This is a genomic window from Pseudonocardia hydrocarbonoxydans (assembly GCF_006539565.1).
GTDB classification, from domain to species: Bacteria; Actinomycetota; Actinomycetes; order Mycobacteriales; family Pseudonocardiaceae; genus Pseudonocardia; species Pseudonocardia hydrocarbonoxydans.
Genome location: NZ_BJNG01000016.1, coordinates 135,821 through 158,920, shown reverse-complemented (window position 1 = coordinate 158,920; position 23,100 = coordinate 135,821). Strand labels below are relative to the sequence as shown.

Here is a 23,100-nt window from a genome sequence, read left to right as displayed (position 1 = left end):
CGGGCCGCCCTGTCGCCGGAGTGGATCGGACGCAGCGGTAAATTTCGGACGCGTGTCGTCCTTTCGCCCCACCCATGTCCTGCGTGGCGTCGCCATCGGCTCGGTCGAGGTGGTGCCCGGCGTCAGCGGCGGCACCGTCGCGCTGGTCGTCGGCGTCTACGAGCGGCTGATCGCCGCCGCCTCGCACCTGGTCTCCGCGGCCCGCGCCACCTCCGACGTGCCGCGCGGCCTGGGCTGGGCCCGCGCGCGGGCCGAGGTCGGGCGCGTCGAGTGGGGGCTCGTGCTGGCCGTGCTGACCGGGATGGTGGCCGCGGTGCTGGTGGCCGCGCGGCTGTTGCCCCCGCTGATCGAGGCGCACCCCGTCGGCACCTCGGCGCTGTTCTTCGGCATGGTCGCGGCGTCGGTCGCGGTGCCGTTGCTGGACCTCGGCGGCCTGCGCGGGGTGCGGGAGTGGGCGCTGGTCGTCGCCGGGGCGGTGGCGACGGGGCTGGTCACCGGGCTGCCGCCGGGCGACCTCGACGACCCGCCGCTGTGGCTGGTCGCGCCCGCGGCGGCGCTGGCGGTCTGTGCGCTGGTGCTGCCGGGGCTGTCGGGGTCGTTCCTGCTGCTCGCGATGGGCCTCTACGAGCCGACCCTGCGCGCCGTCGACGACCGTGACCTCGCCTACGTGGGCACCTTCATGCTCGGCGCGGTGCTGGGGCTGGCGTTCTTCGTGAAGGGCCTGGAATGGCTCCTGGAGCACCACCGCCGCACCGTGCTGGCGCTGATGACCGGGATCCTGATCGGCGCGCTGCGGGCGCTGTGGCCCTGGCAGACCGACGACCGCGCCCTGCTGGCCCCCGACTCCGGCTGGCCGCTGATGGTCGGCGTCGCGGTGCTGGGGGCCGCGGCCGTCGCCGCGCTCGTGGTGGTGCAGCTGCGGACCCGGCCGGGTGTCCCGACGACGTGACCCGGATGACGGTTGTGCACGACATGATCGGGGCATCCGACACATGAGGGCGTGCGCACCCGACGACGTGACGCGCCGCCCGGATCCACGTGAGGAGCCACTGTGAGCACCACCGTCCACGCCTACGCCACCCCCGCCGCGAAGGCCCCGTTCGAGAAGACCACGATCGAGCGCCGCGACCTGAAGCCGGCCGACGTGATGATCGACATCAAGTTCGCCGGCATCTGCCACTCCGACATCCACACCGCCCGCGACGAGTGGGGCGAGGGCACCTACCCGCTGGTGCCCGGCCACGAGATCGCCGGGATCGTGTCCGAGGTCGGGCCCGAGGTCACGAAGTACCGGGTGGGCGACCGGGTCGGCGTCGGCTGCATGGTCGACTCCTGCCGCGAGTGCGTGAACTGCCTCGCCGGTGAGGAGCAGTACTGCCTGAAGGGCAACGTCGGCACCTACGGCGGCGTGCTCGACGGGAAGCCGACCGACGGCGGCTACTCCGAGAAGATCGTCGTCGACGAGAACTACGTGCTCGGCATCCCCGAGGGCATCGGGCTCGACGAGGCCGCGCCGCTGCTGTGCGCGGGCATCACCCTGTACTCGCCGTTGAACCACTGGGGCGCGGGGCCGGGCAAGAAGGTCGCGATCGTCGGGCTCGGCGGGCTCGGCCACATGGGCGTCAAGATCGCGCACGCGCTCGGGGCCGAGGTGACGGTCCTGTCGCAGACGCTGTCGAAGGAGGAGGACGGCCGCCGCTTCGGCGCCGACCACTACTTCGCCACCTCCGACGACGCCACGTTCGAGCAGCTCGCCGGGTCGTTCGACCTGATCGTCAACACGGTGTCGGCCCCGCTGCCGATGGACCGCTACCTCTCGCTGCTCGGCCTCGACGGCACGCTGGTCAATGTCGGAGCCCCCGCCGAGCCGCTGCAGGTCCCGGCGTTCGCGCTGATCCCGATGCGGCGCAGCTGGGCCGGCTCGAAGATCGGCGGCATCCGCGAGACCCAGGAGATGCTCGACTTCTGCGCCGCGCACGGCCTGGGTGCCGAGATCGAGGTGATCGACGCGTCGCGGATCGACGAGGCCTACGAGCGGGTGGTCGGCAGCGACGTCCGGTACCGCTTCGTGATCGACGCCTCGACGATCGCCTGAATTCCGGCCGTAACCCGGCTGCCGGTCACCCGTTGGGGTGATTAACGATCACGCGACGTGAGCGCGGTGCGGCGAACGGGGGACGGGATGCAGCCGGAGTGGGATGCGCAGGTGCGCGACCAGGTGGTCCGCCTGGTCGGCGCGCTGCGCGCCCTCGCCCCGGCGGCGCGCCCGCCCGTCGCCCACGTCGACGCCCACGACGCCGTGCTGTGGCTCGACGAGCTGGGCTGCCCGGTCGGGACCGGCCCGGAGGTCCTGCGGTTGCGCCGCCCCGCCCCGGCCCCGGCCCCGCCGGTGCCGCCCGCGGTGGCGGGGTGGGTCGAGCCGCCGGGTGCCGACCTGGAGCCGCCCGCGCTGCGTGACCGCGGCCCGCTGCACGGGCAGCTCGCCTTCCTGGTCGACGCCCCCGGGGTCCGCGACGCGCACGACGCCTGGACGGCGGCCTGGCGCCCGTGGGCCCACCGCGAGCGCGCCCGCCGCCGTCAGGAGCGCCTCGCCGACCGCCTGACCGAGCTGGCCCGCCTCGCCGACGCGCCCGGCCGGGAGCTGGTGCTCGCCGCCGGGCTGCTGCACCTGCCCGACGCCGGCACGCACGTCCACGTGCTGGGCCAGCCGGTGGCGGTCCGCACCGAGCCCGGCACCGGTGACATCGTCTGCACCGTCACCGGGCCGCCGTCCTGGGAGGACGCCCGCACCCCCGCACCGTCCGACCCGGGGACGTGTGCGCTGGTGACCGACGCCGTCGAGATCCTGGCGGGGTGGGGCGGGCCCGCCTGCGCGGTCGACCCGGGCTGGGCGCGGCCCTCGGGGCCGGACCCGGTGCTGGCCACGGCGCCCGCGCTGGTCGTGCGCCGCACCGGCGCGGTGGCGCTGCACCGGTGCTGGGACGAGATCGACCGCCACGTCCGCGACACCGCCCGCCCCCTGCCGCTCGGGCTCGTGCAGCTCGTGCGCGAGGTGCCCCCGGCGCAGCGCGCGGCATGGCTGCGGCGCAGCGGCGCCGGCGCCGTCCTCGACGCCCCGCTGCTCCCGCTGCCCGCCACCGACGACCAGGTCCGGGCCGTCGCCGCCGTCGGGGACGACACCGGGGTCGTGATCGAGGGCCCGCCCGGCACCGGCAAGACCCACGCCGCCGCGGCCCTGCTCGGGGCGCTGCTCGCCGACGGCCGGCGGGTGCTCGTCACCAGCGGCGACGCCGGCTCGCTGCGGGTGCTGCGCGACCGCGTGCCCGCCGGCCTGCGCGAGCTGTGCGTCGGGCCCGACGACGGCGACGCGGTCGCCCGGCTGGCCGGGGAGCGCACCGAGTACGACCCGGTCCACGCCGACCGCCGGATCGCCGACCTCACCGCGCGCCGGGCCGACGCCCTGCGCACCCGCGACGACCTGCGGACCCGCATCGGGCTGCTGCGCGAGGCCGAGGCGCGCGTCTACCCGGAGATCGCGCCGGGCTTCGGCGGCACCCCCGTCCAGGTCGCCCGCGCGCTGCTCGCCACACAGGAGCGCGACGGCTGGGTCACCGGCGACGTCGCGGGCGACCCGCCCGTCGACGACGCCGAGTTCGCCGAGCTGCTCGACCTGCTGCGCGAGCAGACCCCGCGCCACCGCGCGCCGCGACCGCCTCCCCGTACCCGCCCCGCTGTCGGCGGAGGGCTTCGCCCGGCTCGTCGCCACGATCGGCCGCGGCCCGCGCGTCCGTCCGGGCCCCGACGACGCGCTGGTCACCGCGCTGGGCGAGCTGCCGCCCGCGTCGCTGGCCGTGCTGGAGGAGCTGGCCGTCGAGGTGGGCGAGGCCGCGGCCGCGCTGCGGGCACTGTCCGACCCGTCCGGCTGGGCGCGGTCCCACGCCGACGCGCTGCTGGCCTCGGGCCCCTCGCGCACCTGGCTCGACGCGCTGGCCGAGCTCGACGCCGTCGACGCCGCCGTCGAGCACGCCCGCCGCGTCGGGGCCCCGGTGGAGGTGGCGCCCGGCGTCGACGAGCCCGCCGCCACCCGCGTGCTGGAGCGGTTCGCCGACCACCTCGACCGGGGTGCCGCGCTCAAGCGCGTCCTGCGCGGTCCCGAGCAGCGGGCCGCCGAGCGGCTCGGCGCCGCCGTCCTCGTCGAGGGCTTGCCGCCGCGCACCGGTGACGCCGCGCGCACCGCCGTCCACCACCTCGCGGTCCGCGCGATCGCGCAGCGCGTCGACGCGGCGTTCACCCCGCTGCGGACCGGGATCCCCGACGGGCCGCACGCCGTGGAGGACCTGCTGGACCTGCGGCACGCCTGCGGTGTCGTCGAGCGGCTGCACGCCGCCGTCGGGGCCGTGGGACGGGTGCTGGTCGAGCTGGCGCCGCAGGCGCGGCCGCCGCTGGGATCGATCGACGAGCTGGAGCGGGTCGCGCGGCTGGCCACCCTCGCGCGGCCCGCCCGCGCGGCGCGCCTGGCCCGCGCGGAGGTCGCCGCCGCGGCCGCGGTGGTGGAGGCGGTGCCGCCCGAGCGGCGGATGCCCGAGCACGCACCCCTGCTCGACGCGCTGGGCGCCCTGGACCCCGCCGCGCACACCGCGGCCGGACACGCGCTGGAGACCGCCCGCCGCGAGCACCGCGCGCAGCTGCGCGCCGACGACCTGCTCGGCCGCGTTCGCGCCGCGTCCCCGGCCCTGGCCGACGCGCTGGCCGGCGGGTTCGCCCCCGACCCGCAGCGCTGGGGCCCGGCGTGGGCGCGGGCCGTCGCGGCCACCTGGACGGCGCGGCAGCCCGGGGCCGACGAGGGGCCGCGGCTGGACGCCGAGCTGGCCGTCGCGAGCGCGACGCTGGCCTCGCTCGACGCCGACCTCGCCGTCGCCCGCGCCCGGCGCGCCTGCCTGGGCCGCATCGACACCGGTCAGGCCCAGGCACTGGCGGCCTACCGGCACGCCGTCGCCCGGGCCCGCGCCGGCACCGGCGAGACCGCCGAGGCGTTGCGCCGCAGCGCCCGCGAGGCCATGGCGGTGGCGCTCTCGGCGGTGCCGGCCTGGGTCCTGCCGGTCCCGGAGCTGCTGGAGACCCTCGCGCACCGGCCCGACTCGTTCGACGTCGTGATCGTCGACGAGGCCACCCGCCTCGACCCGTCGTGCGCGTTCCTGCTGTGGCTCGCCCCGCGCGTGGTGGTCGTCGGCGACGACGGCCAGTGCCCCGCCCCGGCCGCCCCCGCGCCCGTCCTCGACGCCGCGCTGCCCGACGTGCCGGGCTACCTGCGCGCGGCCCTCGGCCCGGGGAGCAGCCTGTTCTCGATGCTGCGCACCCGCTTCGGGCCGGTCGTGCGGCTGCGCGACCAGTTCCGCGGGCTGCCCGGGATCGCCGCGTGGGCGCCCGGCCGCGACGACCCGCCCGCACCGCTGCGCCGCCCCGTCGCGGGCGGGCTGCCCGAGCTGCGGGCCACCCACGTGCCGGGCGGCCCGGGCGACGAGGTGCGGGTGCTCGTCGCGACCGTCGCCGCCTGTGCCGGTGACCCGGCCTACGCCGGGCGCAGCCTCGGGGTCGTCGTCCCCGCCGGGCGCGCACGGGTGCAGGAGATCACCGCGGCGCTGACGGCGCGGGTCGCGCCCCCGGCGTGGGCGCGGCTGCGGCTGAGGGTCGGCACCCCGCAGGACTTCCGCGGCGACGAGCGCGACGTCGTGATCCTGGCGGTGGGCGCCCCGGCGCCCGCGCAGGACTACGTCCTCGCCGCCTCCCGTGCCCGTGACCAGCTGTGGGTCATGCACGGCGCGCCGCCCGCGGAGCTCCCGCCCGGCGACGTGCGGCGCTCGCTGCTCGACCACGTCCTCGCCCACGCCGCGGACCCGGCGCCGGTGCCGTCCGGGGTGCGGGCCGACCGGCGCGACGACCGTTTCGACTCGCTGTTCGAGCAGGCCGTGTTCCTCGACCTGGCCGGGCGCGGCTACCACGTCCTCCCGCAGGTGACGGTGCACGGGCGCCGCGTCGACCTCGTCGTCACCGGCGCGGGCGGGGTCGTCGCGGTGGAGTGCGACGGCGAGGCGTTCCGCACCACGCCCGACCAGCGCGCCGCCGACCTGGCCCGAGAGCAGGAGCTGGCCCGGTGCGGCTGGACGTTCGTGCGGGTCCGCGAGTCGGTGCACCTGCTCGACCGCGACGCTGCCCTCGCCCCGGTGTGGGCCGCGCTGGCGGAGCGCGGGATCGCACCGCTCGGGGAGCTCGTCGACGGGGAGTGGAGGGCGTTCCAGCCCGAGACCGAGGCCCTGACCGCCGTCACCCCCGCCCCCCACCCACGCGGGTCGATCTCCCGCCCGCGGGTCGCCGATCTCCCGCCCGCCGACCGGGATGGGCCGGCGGACGACACCCGGCTGGTGGCGACGGTGGCCGCCGCGGGTCCGGGGACGACGGTCCCGGGGATCGGGGCCGTGGGGTCGGCGGGTCCCGCCGGGGCCCCGGGCGTCGGGCCCGCGGTCGACGCGGCCGTCGGCGAGTCCCCGGACCGGGCGGTCGAGGGCGGCCCCGCGGAGCCGGGCGGTGCGCCCGTCGAGGTGACGACGCCGGCCACCGGCGCCCCGCCGGTCGAGCCGGCCACGACGGCGGTCGGGATCGTGCCCGCCCCTGCTGAGGAGGCGGGGGCGACGGTGCGGATGCCCGGGCCGCGGGTCCCCGCCGACGGGCCCGGCCGGCACGCGCTGCGCGAGGTCCCCGCGCCGTCGCCCGTCGAGCCGGCACCGATCGGGTCCGGGGACGACCGGGCCGGGCCGGGGGCCTACCCCGCCCTGCACCTCGTCGACCCGCCCGCGCTGTTCGCCGAGCCGGGACCGCCGGCACCGTCGGACGCACCCGGTCCCGTCCGGCCCGACGAGCCCGTCCCGGTCCCGGCCACCGAGCCCCCGCGCGGGCCGGCGGCGGAGGTCGACCTGTTCGCCGAGGCGCCCGCGCGCGCCACCGACCCCGCCCGGCGCGCCACCCTGCTCGACGTCGTCCGCGACCGGCCGCTCACCCCGGCCGCCGTGCGCAACCTGCTCGGCGTCGACGCCGACACCGCGCTCGCGCTGCTCGACGCGCTCGTCGATGAGCGGGCCCTGGAGCGGCGCGGCGCGGGGCGGACGGCGCACTGGGTGCGGGCCGAGACCGCCGCGCGCGAGGACCTGATGGCGGAGTTCCAGCGACGGCGGGCGGCCCTGCGGCACCGCTCGCGCCTGCCGTCGACGGGCTAGAGCTCCTCGGGGACGCGGAGCAGGTAGTCGCCGGTGTCCTCGTCCCAGTCCATGGAGAGCAGGTTGCGGGCGCGGGCGGCCTTGGCGAAGGACAGGAACGTGTTGAACCCGTAGCGCTTCTCGCTGAACCCGGGCTCGCGCTTGCGCAGCTGGTCCTTGAGGCCGCTGAGCTGCGGGCGGAACCGCGGGCCCTGCAGCCCGCGGACGACCTCGACCAGCAGCCGGAACGCGTCGTCGTCGGCGGAGGCGTCGTGCGGGAAGGACACCTCGGGGTCGCCCTGCGCGGAGCCCTTCTTCAGCTCGATGACACCGCCGCTCTCCAGGTGGCGCAGCAGCTCGCCGAAGGCGCGGAAGCCGTGGTCGGCCTCGTCGAAGGTGGGGTCCTTGCGCAGGATCGCGCGCTTGAGCCGGGACGCGAGCACGGGCCCGTCGGCGTGGCGCTGCAGGCCGGCCAGCGTGCTGGTGACGATCGGGCCGACCTCGCGGTCCTCCACCGGCGCCGCGGGCTCCTCGACGACGATCTCCGGCTCGGCGGCCTCCACTACCGGCTCGACGGGCGCGGGGACGGCGGCGGGGCGGCCGCCGCGCCGGGCCGGGCGCCGCGGGGCCTGCGAGGGCTCGACGCCGGGCAGCCGGTCGTAGAACAGGAACTCGTCGCACGCCGGGGGCAGCAGGGCCGACGTCGAGGACTGCACGCCGATGCCGATGACGCGCTTGTCGAGCTCGCGCAGCTTGTGGACCAGCGGGGTGAAGTCGGAGTCGCCGGTGCAGATCGCGAACGTGGTGACGAAGCTGCGCTCGAAGGCCATCTCGATCGCGTCGACGACCATCTTGATGTCGGCCGCGTTCTTGCGCGACGCCCCGAGCCGCTGCGGGATCTCGATCAGCTCGACCTGGGCGCGGGCGAGCAGGCGGCGGTCCTCGTCGAAGGACGACCAGTCGGCGTACGCCCGGCGCGCGACGACCCGCCCGCGCTCGGCCAGCGCGTCGGCGATGGGCCCGAAGTCGAACGGCATGACGCCGAGGCCGTCGCGGGCGCCGATGGCCAGGTTCTCGTAGTCGAGGAACAGGGCGATGCGTTCGTCGTCGTTGGTCATGAGTGCTCCCGGGGTGCGCGGCGGAAGACGCGAGCGGGCTTGCCGACCGTGCCGCGGCTCAGTGTGCCCGTGTCGATCAGGTGCTCCTGCATCCGGCGCCGGAACGCGTCCTTGGGCAGCGGTCCGCCGTGCACCGCCTCGTGCAGTCGCTGCAGCTCCAGCAGGGTGAACCCCTCGTCGAGCAGGCCGCGGGGGTCGGGTCGGTCGCGGTGGGCGTCGCGCGCCCAGGCGACGGCGGCCTCGACGATCGTGGTGTGGTCGTAGGCCAGCGGCGGCAGCGCGTCGACCGGGGTGACCGGCCGCGTCAGGCGCGGCGCGGGCACCAGGTCGACGTGCGCCACGGACAGCACGCGGCCGCGGTCGTCGCGGGCGGGGTCGTCGAACACGGCGAGCTGGCGCGGTTCCTCGCCGGTGACCCCGGCCTTCTCGCGCAGCACCCGCAGCGCGGCGGCGCGCAGCGTCTCGTCGATGCGCAGGAACGTGCCGGGCAGCGCGCGACCCTCGTGCAGCAGGACGCACAGCCGGTCGTCGACGACGGTGAGCAGGGCGACGTCGACGGCCACCGAGGGGTGCGGGTAGTCGGCCAGGGTCCGGCCGGAGGGGTCGCGCCAGGTCATGCTCGACAAGTTAGCGCACATGTGCTCTTATTGGTTAGCGCGAGGTCGCGCTAATCGAGGAGGTGGTCGGGATGGACGTCCACGTGGGCAACCCGGTCGTGCGGGGTGCGCTGACGGTCTTCCCCGTGTTCAACGGGGCCGCGGTCGCCGACACCGGGTACGCGCTCGGCGGGGTGCTCGTCGCGGAGCGGGCGGACGCCGTGGTCGGGGAGCTGGTCGTGCACAACCCGGGGGAGCGGCCCGCGCTGGTGCTGGAGGGGGAGCTGCTGGCGGGGGGTCGGCAGGACCGGGTGGCGGCGCGGTCGGTGCTGGTGGAGCCGGGGGCGTCGGTGGCGCTGGCGGTGCGGTGCGTGGAGCGGGCCCGGTGGTCCGGTGCCGCGGTGCACTCGCGCGGCGGGCGCCGGGCGCCGCTCGCGGTGCGGACGGCGCGGGGGCAGCGGGAGGTGTGGGAGCGGGTGGCGGGCTACGGCGAGGGCGAGTCGCTGTTCGAGACCGTCCGCCACCTCGATACCGCGGCGTCCGCGCTGGTCAGGGGCCTGGCGCCGCTGCCGTTCCAGTGCGGGGTGCTGGTCGGGATCGCCGGGCGCCCGGTGCTGCTGGAGGTGTTCGACGCCCCCTCGACGCTCGCCGCCGTCTGGGACGGGCTGCTGCACGCGGCCGCGCTGGACGCCCTGGGCCGGCGCCCGGTGCCCACCCTGGGCCGGCACGCGCGCCGGTTCGCCGCCGATCCGGGGTCGCGCGTGGCGGTGCTGCACTGGCACGGTCGCGCCGTGCACACGGTGGCGGTCAACGAGCGGGCGGCGGCGTGAGCGCGGACCGCCCGGCCGGGGTGCTGCTGGGCGCGGCCTGCGGCGACGCGCTCGGCGTCCCGTACGAGGCGGGCGCCCGGGCGCTGGGGGAGCGCGCGGAGATGCTCGGCGGCGGGCTGGGCAACTACGCGCCCGGGCAGTGGAGCGACGACACCGAGATGGCGTGCGTCATCGCGCGGGTGCCCGGTGACCTGCGCACCGAGGCCGCGCTCGACGCCGTCGCCCACGGGTTCCTGGCCTGGCACGCCACCGGGCCGCCCGACGTCGGCATCCAGACCGCGGCGGTGCTGGGCCCGCTGCACGGCATCCCACGGGCCGGGGCCGCCGCCCGCCTGCGCGAGCACGCGACGCGGGTGCACGCGCGGACCGGGCGCAGCGCGGGCAACGGCTCGCTGATGCGCACCGGGCCGGTCGCGCTCGTGCCGGACGGGGTGGCCGAGGCGGCCCGGGCCGTCTCCGCGCTGACCCACCACGACCGCCAGGCCGGCGACGCCTGCGTGCTGTGGTGCCTGGCGATCGCGCACGCCGTGCGCACCGGCGAGCTCGACGTCCGGGTCGGGCTGCCGCACGTCGACCCCGCCTGGGCCGGGTGGCTCGACGAGGCGGAGCGCCGCGAGCCGTCCGCGTTCGCCGCCACCAACGGCTGGGTGGTCTCGGCGCTGCAGGCGGCGTGGTCGGCGATCGCGCACACCGACTCCCTGGTCGACGGCCTGCAGGCCGCGGTGCGCGGGGGCGGCGACACCGACACGGTCGCGGCGATCGCCGGGGCGCTGCTCGGGGCGCGGTACGGGGCGTCGGCCGTGCCGGTGGAGTGGCGGCGGGCCGTGCACGGGTGGCCGGGGTTGCGCGGGGACGACCTCGTGGCGATGGCGGGAGGCTAGGCGGGCTCGTCCGAGGGCGGCAGCGGGCGCCACGGCAGCACGTACCCGCCGCGCAGCACGCCGTCCCACCCGACGAACGCCTCGACCACCCCGTCCATGACGACCGTGTCGTGCTCGGTGCGGGTGCCCAGCGCGAGGGTGTAGAGCAGGTAGACGAACACGCCGTGGGCCTGCTTGGCCTTCTCGCCGGAGTTGTTGCCCAGCTCGGCGAGCACCGCGGGCATCGCCCGCGACACCAGGATCGAGATCCCCTCCGGACCCTGCGCGGACAGCTCGTGCGCCCCGTCGACGATGCGGGTGCGGGCCGCGGTGATCGCGTCGGTGACGGCGGGCTCCTGCCGCGGCAGGAACGTCCGGGAGGTGTCGACGGCGGTGAACATCGTCGAGACCAGTGTGCCCGCGTGCGACTCGTCGTAGCCGGCCTCGGGGTTCGCGTTCTGCGGGTTCTGCGGGGAGAACAGCCAGTCGACGACCGCGTCGAGCAGGGTGATCTCCAGCGCGGGCACCTGGTCGCCGGTCAGCGAGTGCAGGCCCCGGATGACGTCGTCCATCCAGCCGAGATCGAACCTGGGCTCGGTCATCGTCGTCCTCCCCGTCGTGGAAGGCCGACAGTAGGGGGCGGGGGAGCAGGGGTCGAGGGGCTCTAGGCTCGCCGCGTGTCGTCCCCGCCCCCCGCGCCGTCCGTCGGTCTCGTCGTCGGCACCGAGGACTCCACGCCGCTGCAGTTCTCGGTGGCGTTGCGTCCGGGGGAGTACCTGCAGCTCGACGACGTGGTCCTCACCCAGCGGTCGGTGGCCGGGCACGGCGCCGTGACGACCTCCGGCGTCGTCACCGAGGTGCGGGCGCGGCACGAGGGCGCCCAGTACGGCTCCGACGTCTTCCTCATCGACGACGGCGTGCTCCCCGCGCAGGTCCAGGAGATCGCCGAGGTCACGACGACGCGGGTCGAGCCCGAGGTCTACGTGCCGCCGGTGCCCGGGGCGGCGGTGCGCCGGGCCACCGGGCTGGAGCGCGCCCAGGCGCTGTACTTCGACAAGATGGACCAGAAGGTGCCCGTCGGCCTCGGCCGCGACGGCGAGCCGATCTACGTCAACCTGGAGTTCCTCGACGGCACCCGCGGCGGGCACGTCTCGATCAGCGGCATCTCCGGGGTGGCGACGAAGACCAGCTTCGCGCTGTTCCTGCTCTACTCGATCTTCCGGTCCGGGGTGCTCGGGCGGCGGGCGGTGAACGCGAAGGCGCTGGTGTTCAGCGTCAAGGGCGAGGACCTGCTGTTCCTCGACCACGCCAACGCCCGGCTCGACGACGAGCAGCGCACCCGCTACGCCCGCCTCGACCTGCCCGCCGCGCCCTTCTCCTCCGCCGGCTTCTTCGCCCCGCCCACCCCCGACGACCCGTCCGGCCGCCCGTACGTCACCGGCCGCACGAGCGGGGTGTCGGCGTTCTGGTGGACGCTGGCCGAGTTCTGCTCCGGGGAGCTGCTGCCCTACGTCTTCGCCGACGCCGAGGACGAGCGCAACCAGTACACGATGGTCATCCACCAGGTCGCGGCCCGGCTGCGGCGGATCGCCACCCCCGCCGCCGACGGCGCGGTCACCGTGGAAGGACAGACGCTGCGCAGCTACGACGCGCTCGTCGAGTTCGTGGCCGACCGCCTCGCCGACGAGGACGCCCGCCGCGACTGGGCCGGGCCCGTCACCGGCATCGGCACGATCAACGCCTTCCTGCGCCGGCTGCGCTCCTCGCTCAAGCCGCTGCGCACGATCGTCCGCGGCGACCTCGCCGACGCGCCGGGGCGGCGGGTGAGCACCGAGAACCAGCAGGTCACGGTCGTCGACCTGCACAACCTCCCCGAGCGTGCGCAGCGGTTCGTCGTCGGCGTGGTGCTGGCGGCGGAGACCGCGCGCAAGGAGCAGGCCGGGGCGGCGGGGCTGCTGTTCACCATGATCGACGAGCTGAACAAGTACGCCCCGCGGGAGGGGTCCTCGCCGATCAAGGAGGTGCTGCTCGACATCGCCGAGCGCGGGCGGTCGCTCGGCATCATCCTCATCGGCGCGCAGCAGACCGCGAGCGAGGTCGAGCGGCGGATCGTGTCGAACTCCTCGATCAAGGTGGTCGGGCGGCTCGACCCCGCCGAGGCCGGCCGGCCCGAGTACGGCTTCCTCCCCCCGTCGCAGCGGGCCCGGGCGGTGCTCGCCAAACCGGGCACGATGTTCGTCTCGCAGCCGGAGATCCCGGTGCCGCTGGCCGTGGAGTTCCCGTTCCCGGCCTGGGCGACGAGGCTCTCGGAGAGCGCGGGGACCCCGGCCGGGTCGAACGGCCACGCGCCGCGCGACCCCTTCGCCCGCCTCCCGTCCGGCGTGGACGACGACGCCCCCTTCTGACGCGCGCGCACCCGCCGGTGCACCGGGGTGGACGGTGTCCGCGCCCACCTCGGCGCTCGTCGCACGGGATGCGGCTGGTCGCACAGGGTGGAACCTGTGCGAGGGACCGGAGCACGTGCGACCAGCGGGAACGTGTGCGCGAGCGCGCCGGTTCGTCCTCCCGGTGCCCGCGCTCACCCGCCGCCCGTGCTCGCACATCGTCAGGTCGGTCGTACGTGCCGCAACCTGTGCGACGAGCCGCGACCTGTGCGACGAGCGCCGAGGTGTGCGACGAGCCGCGCCGTGGGCGGTTCCGGCCCGCGCCCGGGCTCGGTGCGGCGGTCAGGCGGCCGGCATCCCGCCGTGCAGGGCGAAGGTGGCGCCGAAGGGGTCCGTCGCGATGCCCATCCGGCCGAACGGGGTGTCGGTGGCCTCCATCAGCACCGTGCCGCCGCCCGAGCCGACCGCGGCCAGCGCGGCGTCGACGTCGGACACCATGAAGTAGGGCAGCCAGTGGCTGGGCGTGCCCTCGGGGGCGCCCATCATGCCGCCCATGCCGCCGACGACCTCGCCGTCGACGGCGAAGGTCACGTAGTCGTCGGGCGCGCCGGGCACGGCGCCGAAGGTGTGGCCGAACACCGCGGCGTAGAAGGCCTGGCCGGCCGCGGCGTCGGTGAGGCGGGCGTCCTCCCAGATCAGCGAGCCGGGTTCGTTGTAGACCTCCGCCCCGATCATCCCGGCCTGCTGCCAGATGCCGAACGCGGCGCCGGACGCGTCGAGCGCGACGGCCATCCTTCCCATGCCGGACACGTCGAACGGCTCGACGGCGACCGTGCCACCGTGCTCGGCCACCAGCTTCGCGGTGGCGTCGACGTCGTCGCTGGCCAGGTACAGCGTCGATCCGGATGGCTGACCGGGCTGGACGGGAGCGATCGCGGCGGCGCTGCGGCCGCCGACCTGCGCGAGCGTGTAGTGGCCGAACTCCTCCCCGGTGTCGACGAACTCCCACCCCAGCACCGCGCCGTAGAAGGCGGTGGCGGCGGGCAGGTCGGGGACTGCGAGATCGACCCAGCACGGCGTGCCGGCCGGCCATGCGGTGTCACGGGTGGGCATCGGGGACTCCCTCGGTCGGGGACGGGCGACGGCGGACAGAGTGGCACCGACCCCCGACAGAACGCGTCGGCCGAAGGGTGCGATCGTCGCCCCATGCGCTTCCTGCACACGGCGGACTGGCACGTCGGCAAGACGCTGAAGGGCCGCTCCCGGCTCGACGAGCAGGAGCAGGTGCTGCGCGAGATCGTCGCGATCTCCCGGGAGCAGCAGGTCGACGCGGTGCTCGTCGCGGGCGACCTCTACGACACCGCGGCCCCCTCCGCGGAGGCGCAGCGGCTGGTCGTGCGCACGCTGATGGGGCTGGCGAAGGAGGGCACGCAGGTCGTCGCCATCGCCGGCAACCACGACCACGCCCGCGCCCTCGACGCCTACCGCCCGCTCGCGCAGGAGGCCGGGATCACCCTCGTCGGCGAGGTGCGCACCGCGGAGAAGGGCGGGGTCGTGCGGTTCACCGCGCGGTCGACGGGCGAGCGCGTCACCGTCGCCGTGCTGCCGTTCCTGTCGCAGCGCTACGCCGTGCGCGCCGCCGAGCTGGTCGCGCGCACCGCCGGGGAGAACACGAACGCCTACGACCAGAACCTGCGCGACGTCCTCGCCTCCCTCACCGCCGGGTTCGACGACGGCGGGGTCAACCTCGTCATGGCCCACCTGACCGTGCTCAACGGCCGCTTCGGCGGCGGCGAGCGCACCGCCCAGTCGATCTTCGAGTACGCGGTGCCCGCGAGCATCTTCCCGATCGAGGCGCACTACGTGGCGCTCGGACACCTGCACCGCCGCCAGCGGATGGAGGCACCGTGCCCCGTCCACTACTCGGGGGCGCCGCTGGCCGTCGACTTCGGGGAGCAGGAGAACGAGCCGGTCGTCTGCCTGGTCGAGGCCACCCCGTCGACGCCCGCGCGGATCACCGACATCCCGGTCACCTCGGGGCGCCGGCTGCGCACCGTGCGCGGCACCGTCGCGGAACTGTCGGTGCTGTCTGAGACCGTCGGCGACGACTGGCTGAGGGTGTGGGTGACCGAGCCCGCGCGGGCCGGGCTGCGGGAGGAGGTGACGGCGGTGCTGCCGAACGCGCTGGAGGTGCGGATCGACCCGGAGTTCGCGGCCGTCCCCGAGGCGTCGCGGCCCTCTGGCGGGGGTGCCGAGCGGAGCCCGGCCGAGCTGTTCTCGGAGTACCTGGGCACGCGCGGGGTCGCCGACCCGCGGGTCGAGTCGCTGTTCCGCACGCTGCACGACCGGATCTCGACGTGAGGCCGGTCCGCCTGGAGCTCGACGGGTTCGCCGCGTTCCGCGAGCCCACGGTCGTCGACTTCGCCGACGCGGAGTACTTCGCGCTGGTCGGGCCCACCGGGTCGGGCAAGTCCACGATCATCGACGCGATCACCTTCGCCCTCTACGGCTCGGTGCCCCGCTGGGACAACCAGCGCACGGTGGCGCTGGCGCTGGCGCCGACGGCCGGGCGGGGCACGGTCAAGCTGGTGTTCGACGTCGGCGGGGCGCGCTACGTGGCCGCGCGGGAGCTGCGCCGGGCCGCGTCGGGGTCGGTGTCGGTGCGCTCGGCGCGGCTGGAGCGGCTGCGTGACCCGTCGGGCACGGCGGGCGTCGACGAGGAGACCGAGCCGCTGGCCGACGGCGCCGGCGGCGTCACCACGGCGGTGGAGGAGCTGCTGGGGCTGCCCTTCGGCGACTTCACGACCTGCGTCGTGCTGCCCCAGGGCGATTTCGCGGAGTTCCTGCACACCGAGCCCCGCAAGCGCCAGGAGAAGCTGGTGCGCATCCTCGGGCTCGGCCTCTACGACCAGATCGCGCGGGAGGCCAACAGCGAGTCCGCCGCGCAGCGCCAGCGCGCCGAGGTGCTGGCCGAGCAGCTCGGCGGCTACGCCGACGCCACGGCGGAGGCCGAGGCGGCCGCGCGGGAGCGCGTCGAGGCGCTGGTGGCGCTGGCCGGGCGGGTCGACGCGCTGGTGCCGCAGGTCGAGGCGGCCGCCGCGGCCCAGGCCGAGGCCGAGGCCGACGCCGCGCGGATCCGCGCCGAGGGCACCGTGCTCGCGGCGCTCACCGCTCCCGACGACCTCGCCGGTCTCGACGCCCGCCGTGCCGCCACCGCCGCGGCCCTCACCGCGGCCGGCGCCGCCCACTCCTCGGCCGAGCAGGCCGACACCGCGGCCCGCGACGCACTGGCCGCGGCGCCGGAGCGCGGGCCGCTGGAGCTCGCCCGCACCCGGCACGCCGAGCTCGCCGCGCTCACCGGCGACCTGCCGGGCCTGCGCGACCGGCACGCCAAGGCGCTCGCCGTCTACGACACGGCCGCCCGCGACGCCGCCGACGCCCGCACCGCGCTCGACGCCGCCCGCGCCGCCCGCGACGCCGCCGCCACGGCCGCGGCCGCGGCGGCCGACACCGTCCGCCGCCTGATCGCCGAACGCGACGGCCTGCGCGCCCTCGCGGTCCCGGCCGGGCTCGACGCGCTGGGCCGGCGCCGCAGCGCCGCCGCCGCGGCGCTGGCCGAGGCCGACGCCGCGCTCGCCGCCGCCGAGGCGGTCGACGCCCGCGCCCGTGAGGCGCTCGACGCGGCCCCCGCGCGCGGCCCGCTGGAGCAGGCGCGCCGTGAGCACGCCGAACGCGCGGCGCTCGCCGCGGAGCAGCAGGTGGCGGCCACGACCCGGGCCGACGCCGAACGGGCCGTCGCGGCCGCCGCCGAGCGGGTGCGGACGGCCCGGCACGCGCTCGACCACGCCGAGGCCCGCCGGGCCGAGGGCCAGCGGGCCGACCTGGCCGCGGCCCTGCGCCCCGCGCTCGCCGTGGGGGAGCCGTGCCCGGTGTGCGCGCAGGCGGTGGCCGCGCTGCCGCCGGCCGGGGCCCCCGCCGACCCGGGGGCCGAGGAGGCCGTCACGGCCGCGGCGGCGGCGCACGAGGCCGCCCGGGCCGAGGAGGCGGCGCTCGCCGCGGCGGCGGCGCGTGCCGCGGCCGAGGCCGACCGGCTGGACGCCGCCGTGGCCCGCCTGCGCCCGGAGCCCGACGCCGCCACCGTCGAGGACCGCCTCGCCGCGCTCGACGAGGCCGAGCGCGCGGTCCGCGACGCCGACGCCGCGGTCCGCACCGCGCGCCGTGCCCGCGAGGCCGAGGCGCGCGAGGTCGAGGCCGTTGGGGCCGACACCCGGGGCGCGGCCGCCGCGCTGCGCGCCGCCCGCGATCCGCTCGTGCCGTTCGGGGCCCCCGCGGTCCCCGACGACGACGTCGTCACCGGCTGGACGGCGCTGGTCACCTGGGCGTCCGGGCAGGCCGCCGACCGCGACGCCGCGCTGGGCGACGCCCGGGCCGCCGTCGCCGCGGCGGAGGGGGAGGCCGACGCCGCGGGGAGCGCGCTGCACGCCGCCGACCGCGCCGCCACCGACCGGCGCGCCGAGGAGACCGCCGCGGCCCGCGCCGAGCAGGAGGCCCGCGGGGCCGTCGACGGCGTGCAGGCGCGCCTCGGCGAGCTGCGCGCGGCGCTGCAGGGAGCCCCCTCCGACGCCGACGCCGCCCGCGCGCTGCAGCGCCGCACCGCGCTGGATGAGGCCGCCCGCTCCTCCGACGCCGCGCTGCGCGGGGCCCGCACGGCCCTGCGCGCGGCGGAACGTGACGCCGCGCAGGTGGCCGAGGAGGTCGGGGCGGCCTGGTCGGCGCTGCGCGCGGCGCGCGACCCGCTGGTGCCCCTCGGTGCCCCCGCCGTCACCGGCGACGACCTGGGCGCCGCCTGGGGCGTGCTCGCGGGCTGGGCGTCCGCGGCCGCCGCCGACCGGCGTACCGCCTGGACCGCGGCCGACGCCGCCGCCCGCACCGCCCGGGAGACGCGGGACGCCGCCGTCCGCGCGATCGTCGACGACCTGGCGGCCCACGACCTGGTACTGCTGCCCGCCGGGACCGGGCCGTCCCGCCCGCCGTCCGCGGCCGGCGCCGCGACCGACCCCCGGCCCGACGCGGGGGCGGCGCGCCCCACGGTGGCCGCGGCCGTCGAGCGGGCCAGGGGGGTGCTCGCGCGGCTGGCCGAGCGCCGGGCCACCGCGGCGGGTCTCGCCGCCGACCGCGACGCCGCCGAGGAGGCGGGGCAGGTCGCGAAGATGCTCGGCGGGCTCCTGCGCTCCGACGGGTTCCCCCGCTGGCTGGTGGCCTCCGCGCTCGACGCGCTGGTCGCCGACGCCTCCCGGAGCCTCGCCGAGCTGTCGGGCGGGCAGTTCGCCCTCACCCACGACCACGGCGAGTTCCTGGTGATCGACCACGCCGACGCCGACGCGCGCCGCCCGGTGAAGACCCTCTCCGGCGGGGAGACGTTCCAGGCCAGCCTGGCGCTGGCGCTGGCGCTGTCGGCGCAGATGTCCGGGCTCGCGGCGCGCGGCGCGGCCCGCCTGGAGTCGATCTTCCTCGACGAGGGGTTCGGCACGCTCGACGAGGCCAACCTGGAGGTCGTCGCGAGCACCCTGGAGAACCTCGCGGCCCGCGGCGACCGGATGGTCGGGGTCGTCACGCACGTCCCGGCGCTGGCCGAGCGGGTACCGGTCCGGTTCCGGGTGGCACGCGACCAGCGCACGTCGTCGGTCGCGCGGGAGAACCTGTGAAGTTCACCGTCGACCCGTGGGACCCGTCCTACGGCACCAGTGTCGGCACCGACCTGGAGCCCTCGCGGGTCGAGGCGGTGGTCGGGCTGGAGCGGGCCGCCGACGACTGGGGGCCGGTCGAGCCGCAGCCCGGCCTGGTCGCGCCGTCGCGGGTGCTGTTCGTCGACGGGGTCCGGCGCACCGACGCGCAGGTGTGGGTCGACGAGGGCGACGGCACGGCGTCACCGGCGCTGTGCGCGTCCTACGCGGCCGGCGTCGTGTGCTGCTGCGACGACGACGGCGCGCACCTGGTGGAGGCGCGGGTGCGCCGCTCGCTGGTCACCAGCTCGGCCGACGGGGCCGACGTCGTCACCCCGGCGGGCACCTACGCCTGCACCCGCGTCGAGCCCGGCCGCCCGGGTCAGGACCCCGGCGTGGCGCTGAGCGTCGCGGTGCAGACGCGGATGCAGGAGACCGAGCTGCTGGTCGCCGCGGCGGTCCGCGACGCGCACGGCGGCGACGACGACCTGGTCGTCGTCGACGGGGCGCTCGGCCGCCTCCACCTGCCGCGGGCGATCGGGCTGGTCAAGACGCACGCGCGCACCTACCTGCCGCCCGCGCTCGGCGGGGTCGTCGCCGCGCTGGGCCCGGGCCGCCGCACGCCGGTGTTCCGGCTGGAGCAGCCCGAGAGCGACCGCGCGCTGCACCGCCACACCTGGTACCTGCGGCTGCCCGGTCCGGCGGGCGCGCCGTGGGCGGGGATCGTACGGATCGAGTGCGGCGGCGAGGTGCCCGTCGAGCTGGCGGTGGCGCTGGCCGACCTGAGCCAGGTCACGCTCCCGCGGTTCGCCTCGGTCGCCTACAAGGACTCCCGCGCGCCGCAGAACCTCTACCCGATCGCCGGCCTGGAGCGTGCGCTGCGCCGGCGCCTGGGCGAGCCCGCGCTGCTCTACCGGGCGCTGCGCCGGGCCGCGGGCGTGCCGGCCCCGGCATGAGTGCCGCCGCCCGGCTGCTCGCCGACGTCGACCGGCTCGACCCCGACGAGCGGCTGCGCCGCGTCGTGGCGACGGCCCGGTCCGCCGACGCCGGCACCCGGGCCCGCCTCTTGGCCGAGCTCGGCGCGGGCGACGCCCACGCGGCGGGCCTGGCGGTCACGATGGCGGTGGCCTGCGGCGACTCCGCACACCTCGCCGCGGCCACCGGGTCGCCCCACCCCGGTGTCCGGGCACGGGCGCTGCGCGCCGCCGCGCTGCCCGGGGCCGCGCTGGCCGCCGTCGCCGCGCACGGCTCGCTCGCCGACCGTGCGCGCGTCGCGGCGCGGCTGCGCCGTGGGGGTCACGAGGACGTCGCCGACGCGCTGCTCCCGGCGGTGCGGGAGCGGTGGGGGGACGGCGAGGCCGCCGCGGTGCTGCCCGGGTGCTCGCCCGACGTGGTCGCGGGTGCGCTGCCGGGCCTCGCGCACGCCGTCACGAGCTGGGGTGCGCTGGTCGGACGGCACGCCGAGGCGGTCGCCGCCCACGCGCGTGCGGAGCTGGCGGAGCGCGGGCCCGAGCGGCGGCGATCGTGGTGGGAGGGGTCGGCCGGGCTGCTCGGCGCGCTCCTGCGGCGGCGGCCCGACGTGGTGCTCGACCTCGCCGAACGCCTGCTCACCGGCCCGCTGCCGCCCGTGCTGCTGCACGGGCTGCACCGGTTGCTCGCCGTCGACGCCGGGCGGGCGGCCGCGCTCGTCCGCGCCGAACCGGAGCGGGTCGGGCAGCTCGCCACGCGGCTGCCCGGCCGCTCGGCCCGCGTCCGGCTCACCGCGCTGCCCGACGCCGAGCTCGGTGCGCTGCTGCGGGAGTCGGGCCCCGACGTGCGGCTGCTGCGCACCGTCCTGCACGCCCTCCCGCCGCGCCGCCGCGAGGCGGTGTACGACCTCGCGCACGCCGGGCGCGACCGGTCCCTCGACGTGCTGTCCGACGCCGAGCTGGCCCGGCTGCCGCACGCCCGCCGCCACGCCGAGGCCCGGCGGATGCTCGACCTCCCGGCCGTGCGCGACGACCCGGCGGCGACGCTGCGGGTGAGCGCGTCGCTGCCGTTCGTCGATGCGCGGCCGGTCCTGGAGGAGGCCACCCGCAGCGCCGACGCCGAGCGGCGCGCCGCCGGGTACGAGCTGCTGGTGCGTGCCGGCGCCGCCACCGGCGACCCGGGCACCCTCACCGCCGTGCTCACCGGGCTGCGCCGTGTCGCCCACGAGCAGGACCCGGTGCGCGCCCGGCTGCTCGCCGCGCTCGCGCGGGTCCGCCCCGCCCTCGTCGAGGCCGCGGTGCTGCCCGCGCTCGACGCCCTGGTCACCGCCGCCGTCGACGCCGGCGACACCTCCGCAGCGTCGCGGGCGGCGCTGCACCGCGTGGCGTTCGGGCTGCTCGGGCACCCCTGGCCGGACGGGTCGGCCGTCGCCGGGTGGGCGCTCGACGCGATCGACCGGCTGGGGGCCTGGCGTCACGACGCCCTGCTGGGACCGGCGCTGCGCGCGCTCCCGCGCGGGCAGGAGCGGGCCGTCGTCGCCCGGGTGCTGCCGCGGCTGCGGGACGCGCTGCGCCGCGGTGAGCCGACCGCGGTGCTCGGCCTGGCCACCGGGCTGGGCAGGCGGGCCCGAGGCATCCCGGAGCTGCAGGAGTTGCTCGCCGAGGCCACCACCGTCCGCGACGACCGGGTGCAGCGCCGCGCCGTGGCGGCCTGGCTCGACGCGCCGGGCACCCGGCTCGCACGCGCCGAGGAGCTCGTCGCCCGGGACCGTTCGGCGATCACGCTGCCGCCGGTGCTGGCCGTGCTGGTGCGCCGGCGCCCCGCACGGGTGCTCGACCGGGCCGGCCGGCGGCTGCGCGGGCGGTTCGGCACCCGGGGTGCGTGGTGGCTGCCCGAGCTGCGGGCCCGCGACCTGCGGCGCTGGAGCCCGGCACAGATCGAGACCTACCGGGGGCTGCTGCGGGCGGCGCTCGCCGATCCCGGGCTGGTGCGCCACCGCCGCGCCCGGCTCGCGGCCCGGCTCGCGGAGCTGGACCCCACCGGCGTCGACGACCTGACGGCCGATCCCGACGTGCTCGTCGCGGAAGCGGCCCTCACCGCGCTCGGCCGGGCCGGGGCACCGGAGGAGGGCCTGGCGCGGCTGCTGCCCGAGATCGGCACCGACCGCGCCCGGGTCGCCCTGCCCGCCGCCGCGCGGTGCGCCCGCGACGTCGCGCCCGCCCGCCTCGCGGAGCTGCTCGCCGTCCCGGAGGTGCCGGTGAAGGTGACGGCGCGCAAGGAGCTGGCGCGCTGGCAGCGGGTGTTCCGCCCCGACGGCGCCCTCGACACGCTCCTCGCCGCATGGGCCCGGCCGGGGGAGCACCGCGACGTGCGGCTCGCCGTCCTGTCGGCGCTGCGCCCCTGGCTCGCCGACGACCGCGTCCTCGAGGTGTTCGCGCGGGCCGGTGACGGCGACCGGCACCTCGCACTCGCCGTGCTCGCCGCGTCGCCCGCCCGCACCGCGCCCGCCCTGCGTGCGCGCCACGCCGGGCTCGTCCGCAGGGTCGTCGCGCATCCCGAGCCGGACGTCGCCCGCGCGGCGCTCGCCGCCGTCGGGGACTGGGTGCCGTGGGACCCGGGCGCCCGCGACGCCCTGCTCACCGCGCTCACCGACCTGCGCGGCACCGCCACCTGGCGGGCCGCCGCCGCCACGGCGCTGCGCCCCGACGTCTGGACGGTCCTGCCGGACCTGGTGCCGGTGGCCGTCGCGACGCTGCACGCCGCCGCCCCCGTGCCCGGACCGGCGCCCGGGGCACGGCGCGACCGCCCGGCGGGGCAACGGCTGGCCCGGATCGTCGACGGGCTGGCCGCGCAGGGCACGGTCGCGCGGCGCACCCCCGGCCCGGTGCGGGAGGTCGCCGCCCTTCTGGCCGCCGACCCGGAGACGGTGCCCGCCGCGGCCCGCCTGCTCGCCGTGCTGGTGGGCCCCGGGCCGGGCCTGGTCCCCGACCTGGTGGCACTGGCCGGGCTCGTCGCCGACCGCCCGGTGGCCGCGCTCGCCGCGGGCCCGGGGATCGACACCACCGGCTGGGAGCCCGCCGACGCCGCCGCAGGGGTCGACGCGGCGGCCGCCGTCGACGGCCCGGGTGCCGGGCTGCTCGCCGTCGCGCTGGTGGCGGCGGTCGGTCCGGCCACCGGGTGGGCGGCGGGCTGGCTGCGGCGGCTCGACGCCCTGCGCGCCCACCCCGACCCCGACGTAGGGGCCGCCGCGAACGGGGTCGTCACGGCGCCGGAGTGAGGGACCCGACGTGCGTCCCGGACCCCCGGCGAGCAGGCCCGGGCCGGCCGGCGGCCGGGGGCGAGTGGTCGCCCGGGACGGGCCCGGGATCGGCAC

15 protein-coding genes are annotated in these 23,100 nt (G+C 78.0%); 11 read left to right on the top strand and 4 right to left on the bottom strand.

Going from position 1 to position 23,100, the window contains the following annotated elements; genetic code table 11:
- Positions 1 to 52: 52 nt before the first annotated feature.
- From PHY01_RS10485 to PHY01_RS28095, 4 genes are all read left to right on the top strand, one after another.
- The gene (locus PHY01_RS10485; protein WP_246085821.1) at positions 53 to 949 is read left to right on the top strand and encodes a DUF368 domain-containing protein; all 897 of its coding nucleotides are present in this window, start codon (positions 53 to 55) and stop codon (positions 947 to 949) included.
- 102 nt (positions 950 to 1,051) lie between these two features.
- Positions 1,052 to 2,095 (top strand): NAD(P)-dependent alcohol dehydrogenase, encoded by a 1,044-nt coding sequence (locus PHY01_RS10480; RefSeq protein WP_170183746.1) that lies wholly within the window; start codon positions 1,052 to 1,054, stop codon positions 2,093 to 2,095.
- A gap of 66 nt (positions 2,096 to 2,161) precedes the next feature.
- Positions 2,162 to 4,222, top strand: coding sequence for a DEAD/DEAH box helicase family protein (locus PHY01_RS27505; protein ID WP_246085820.1), 2,061 nt, complete (start codon positions 2,162 to 2,164; stop codon positions 4,220 to 4,222).
- 355 nt (positions 4,223 to 4,577) lie between these two features.
- Positions 4,578 to 7,268 carry a PDDEXK-like endonuclease domain-containing protein gene (locus tag PHY01_RS28095; RefSeq protein ID WP_307723963.1) on the top strand — a complete coding sequence of 897 codons (2,691 nt, stop codon included), beginning with the start codon at positions 4,578 to 4,580 and terminating at the stop codon, positions 7,266 to 7,268.
- On the opposite strand, the gene PHY01_RS10470 is transcribed toward PHY01_RS28095, so the two are convergent.
- Positions 7,265 to 8,365 carry an NYN domain-containing protein gene (locus PHY01_RS10470; RefSeq protein ID WP_141278377.1) on the bottom strand — a complete coding sequence of 367 codons (1,101 nt, stop codon included), beginning with the start codon at positions 8,363 to 8,365 and terminating at the stop codon, positions 7,265 to 7,267. The genes PHY01_RS28095 and PHY01_RS10470 overlap by 4 nt on opposite strands.
- On the bottom strand, positions 8,362 to 8,982 hold the full coding sequence (locus PHY01_RS10465; RefSeq protein ID WP_141278376.1) for an NUDIX hydrolase: 621 nt from the start codon (positions 8,980 to 8,982) through the stop codon (positions 8,362 to 8,364). The genes PHY01_RS10470 and PHY01_RS10465 overlap by 4 nt, the downstream gene beginning before the upstream one ends.
- 71 nt (positions 8,983 to 9,053) lie before the next feature.
- Here PHY01_RS10465 and PHY01_RS27495 point away from each other — a divergent pair, with 71 nt between their 5' ends.
- Complete coding sequence (locus PHY01_RS27495; protein ID WP_170183745.1) at positions 9,054 to 9,791, top strand: ARPP-1 family domain-containing protein; 738 nt, start codon at positions 9,054 to 9,056, stop codon at positions 9,789 to 9,791.
- Positions 9,788 to 10,672, top strand: a complete 885-nt coding sequence (locus PHY01_RS27490) for an ADP-ribosylglycohydrolase family protein (RefSeq protein WP_141278375.1) — start codon at positions 9,788 to 9,790, stop codon at positions 10,670 to 10,672. Before PHY01_RS27495 ends, PHY01_RS27490 begins: the two co-directional genes overlap by 4 nt.
- On the opposite strand, the gene PHY01_RS10450 is transcribed toward PHY01_RS27490, so the two are convergent.
- The gene (locus PHY01_RS10450; protein WP_141278374.1) at positions 10,669 to 11,253 is read right to left on the bottom strand and encodes a hypothetical protein; all 585 of its coding nucleotides are present in this window, start codon (positions 11,251 to 11,253) and stop codon (positions 10,669 to 10,671) included. The two genes, PHY01_RS27490 and PHY01_RS10450, sit on opposite strands and share 4 nt — an antisense overlap.
- 75 nt (positions 11,254 to 11,328) lie before the next feature.
- Here PHY01_RS10450 and PHY01_RS10445 point away from each other — a divergent pair, with 75 nt between their 5' ends.
- On the top strand, positions 11,329 to 13,056 hold the full coding sequence (locus tag PHY01_RS10445) for an ATP-binding protein (RefSeq protein WP_141278373.1): 1,728 nt from the start codon (positions 11,329 to 11,331) through the stop codon (positions 13,054 to 13,056).
- Positions 13,057 to 13,377: 321 nt separating this feature from the next.
- On the opposite strand, the gene PHY01_RS10440 is transcribed toward PHY01_RS10445, so the two are convergent.
- Complete coding sequence (locus tag PHY01_RS10440; protein WP_141278372.1) at positions 13,378 to 14,148, bottom strand: VOC family protein; 771 nt, start codon at positions 14,146 to 14,148, stop codon at positions 13,378 to 13,380.
- A gap of 93 nt (positions 14,149 to 14,241) precedes the next feature.
- On the opposite strand from PHY01_RS10440, the gene PHY01_RS10435 reads away from it, so the two are divergent.
- The 4 genes from PHY01_RS10435 to PHY01_RS10420 are packed head-to-tail and all read left to right on the top strand — an operon-like array spanning position 14,242 to position 23,004.
- The gene (locus PHY01_RS10435; protein ID WP_141278371.1) at positions 14,242 to 15,396 is read left to right on the top strand and encodes an exonuclease SbcCD subunit D; all 1,155 of its coding nucleotides are present in this window, start codon (positions 14,242 to 14,244) and stop codon (positions 15,394 to 15,396) included.
- Positions 15,393 to 18,740 carry an AAA family ATPase gene (locus PHY01_RS10430; RefSeq protein WP_141278370.1) on the top strand — a complete coding sequence of 1,116 codons (3,348 nt, stop codon included), beginning with the start codon at positions 15,393 to 15,395 and terminating at the stop codon, positions 18,738 to 18,740. Before PHY01_RS10435 ends, PHY01_RS10430 begins: the two co-directional genes overlap by 4 nt.
- A complete protein-coding gene (locus tag PHY01_RS10425; RefSeq protein WP_141278369.1) occupies positions 18,737 to 19,714 on the top strand; it encodes a hypothetical protein in 978 nt (325 codons plus the stop codon). Before PHY01_RS10430 ends, PHY01_RS10425 begins: the two co-directional genes overlap by 4 nt.
- Positions 19,711 to 23,004 carry a hypothetical protein gene (locus PHY01_RS10420; protein WP_141278368.1) on the top strand — a complete coding sequence of 1,098 codons (3,294 nt, stop codon included), beginning with the start codon at positions 19,711 to 19,713 and terminating at the stop codon, positions 23,002 to 23,004. The genes PHY01_RS10425 and PHY01_RS10420 overlap by 4 nt, the downstream gene beginning before the upstream one ends.
- The last annotated feature ends 96 nt before the right edge of the window (positions 23,005 to 23,100 follow it).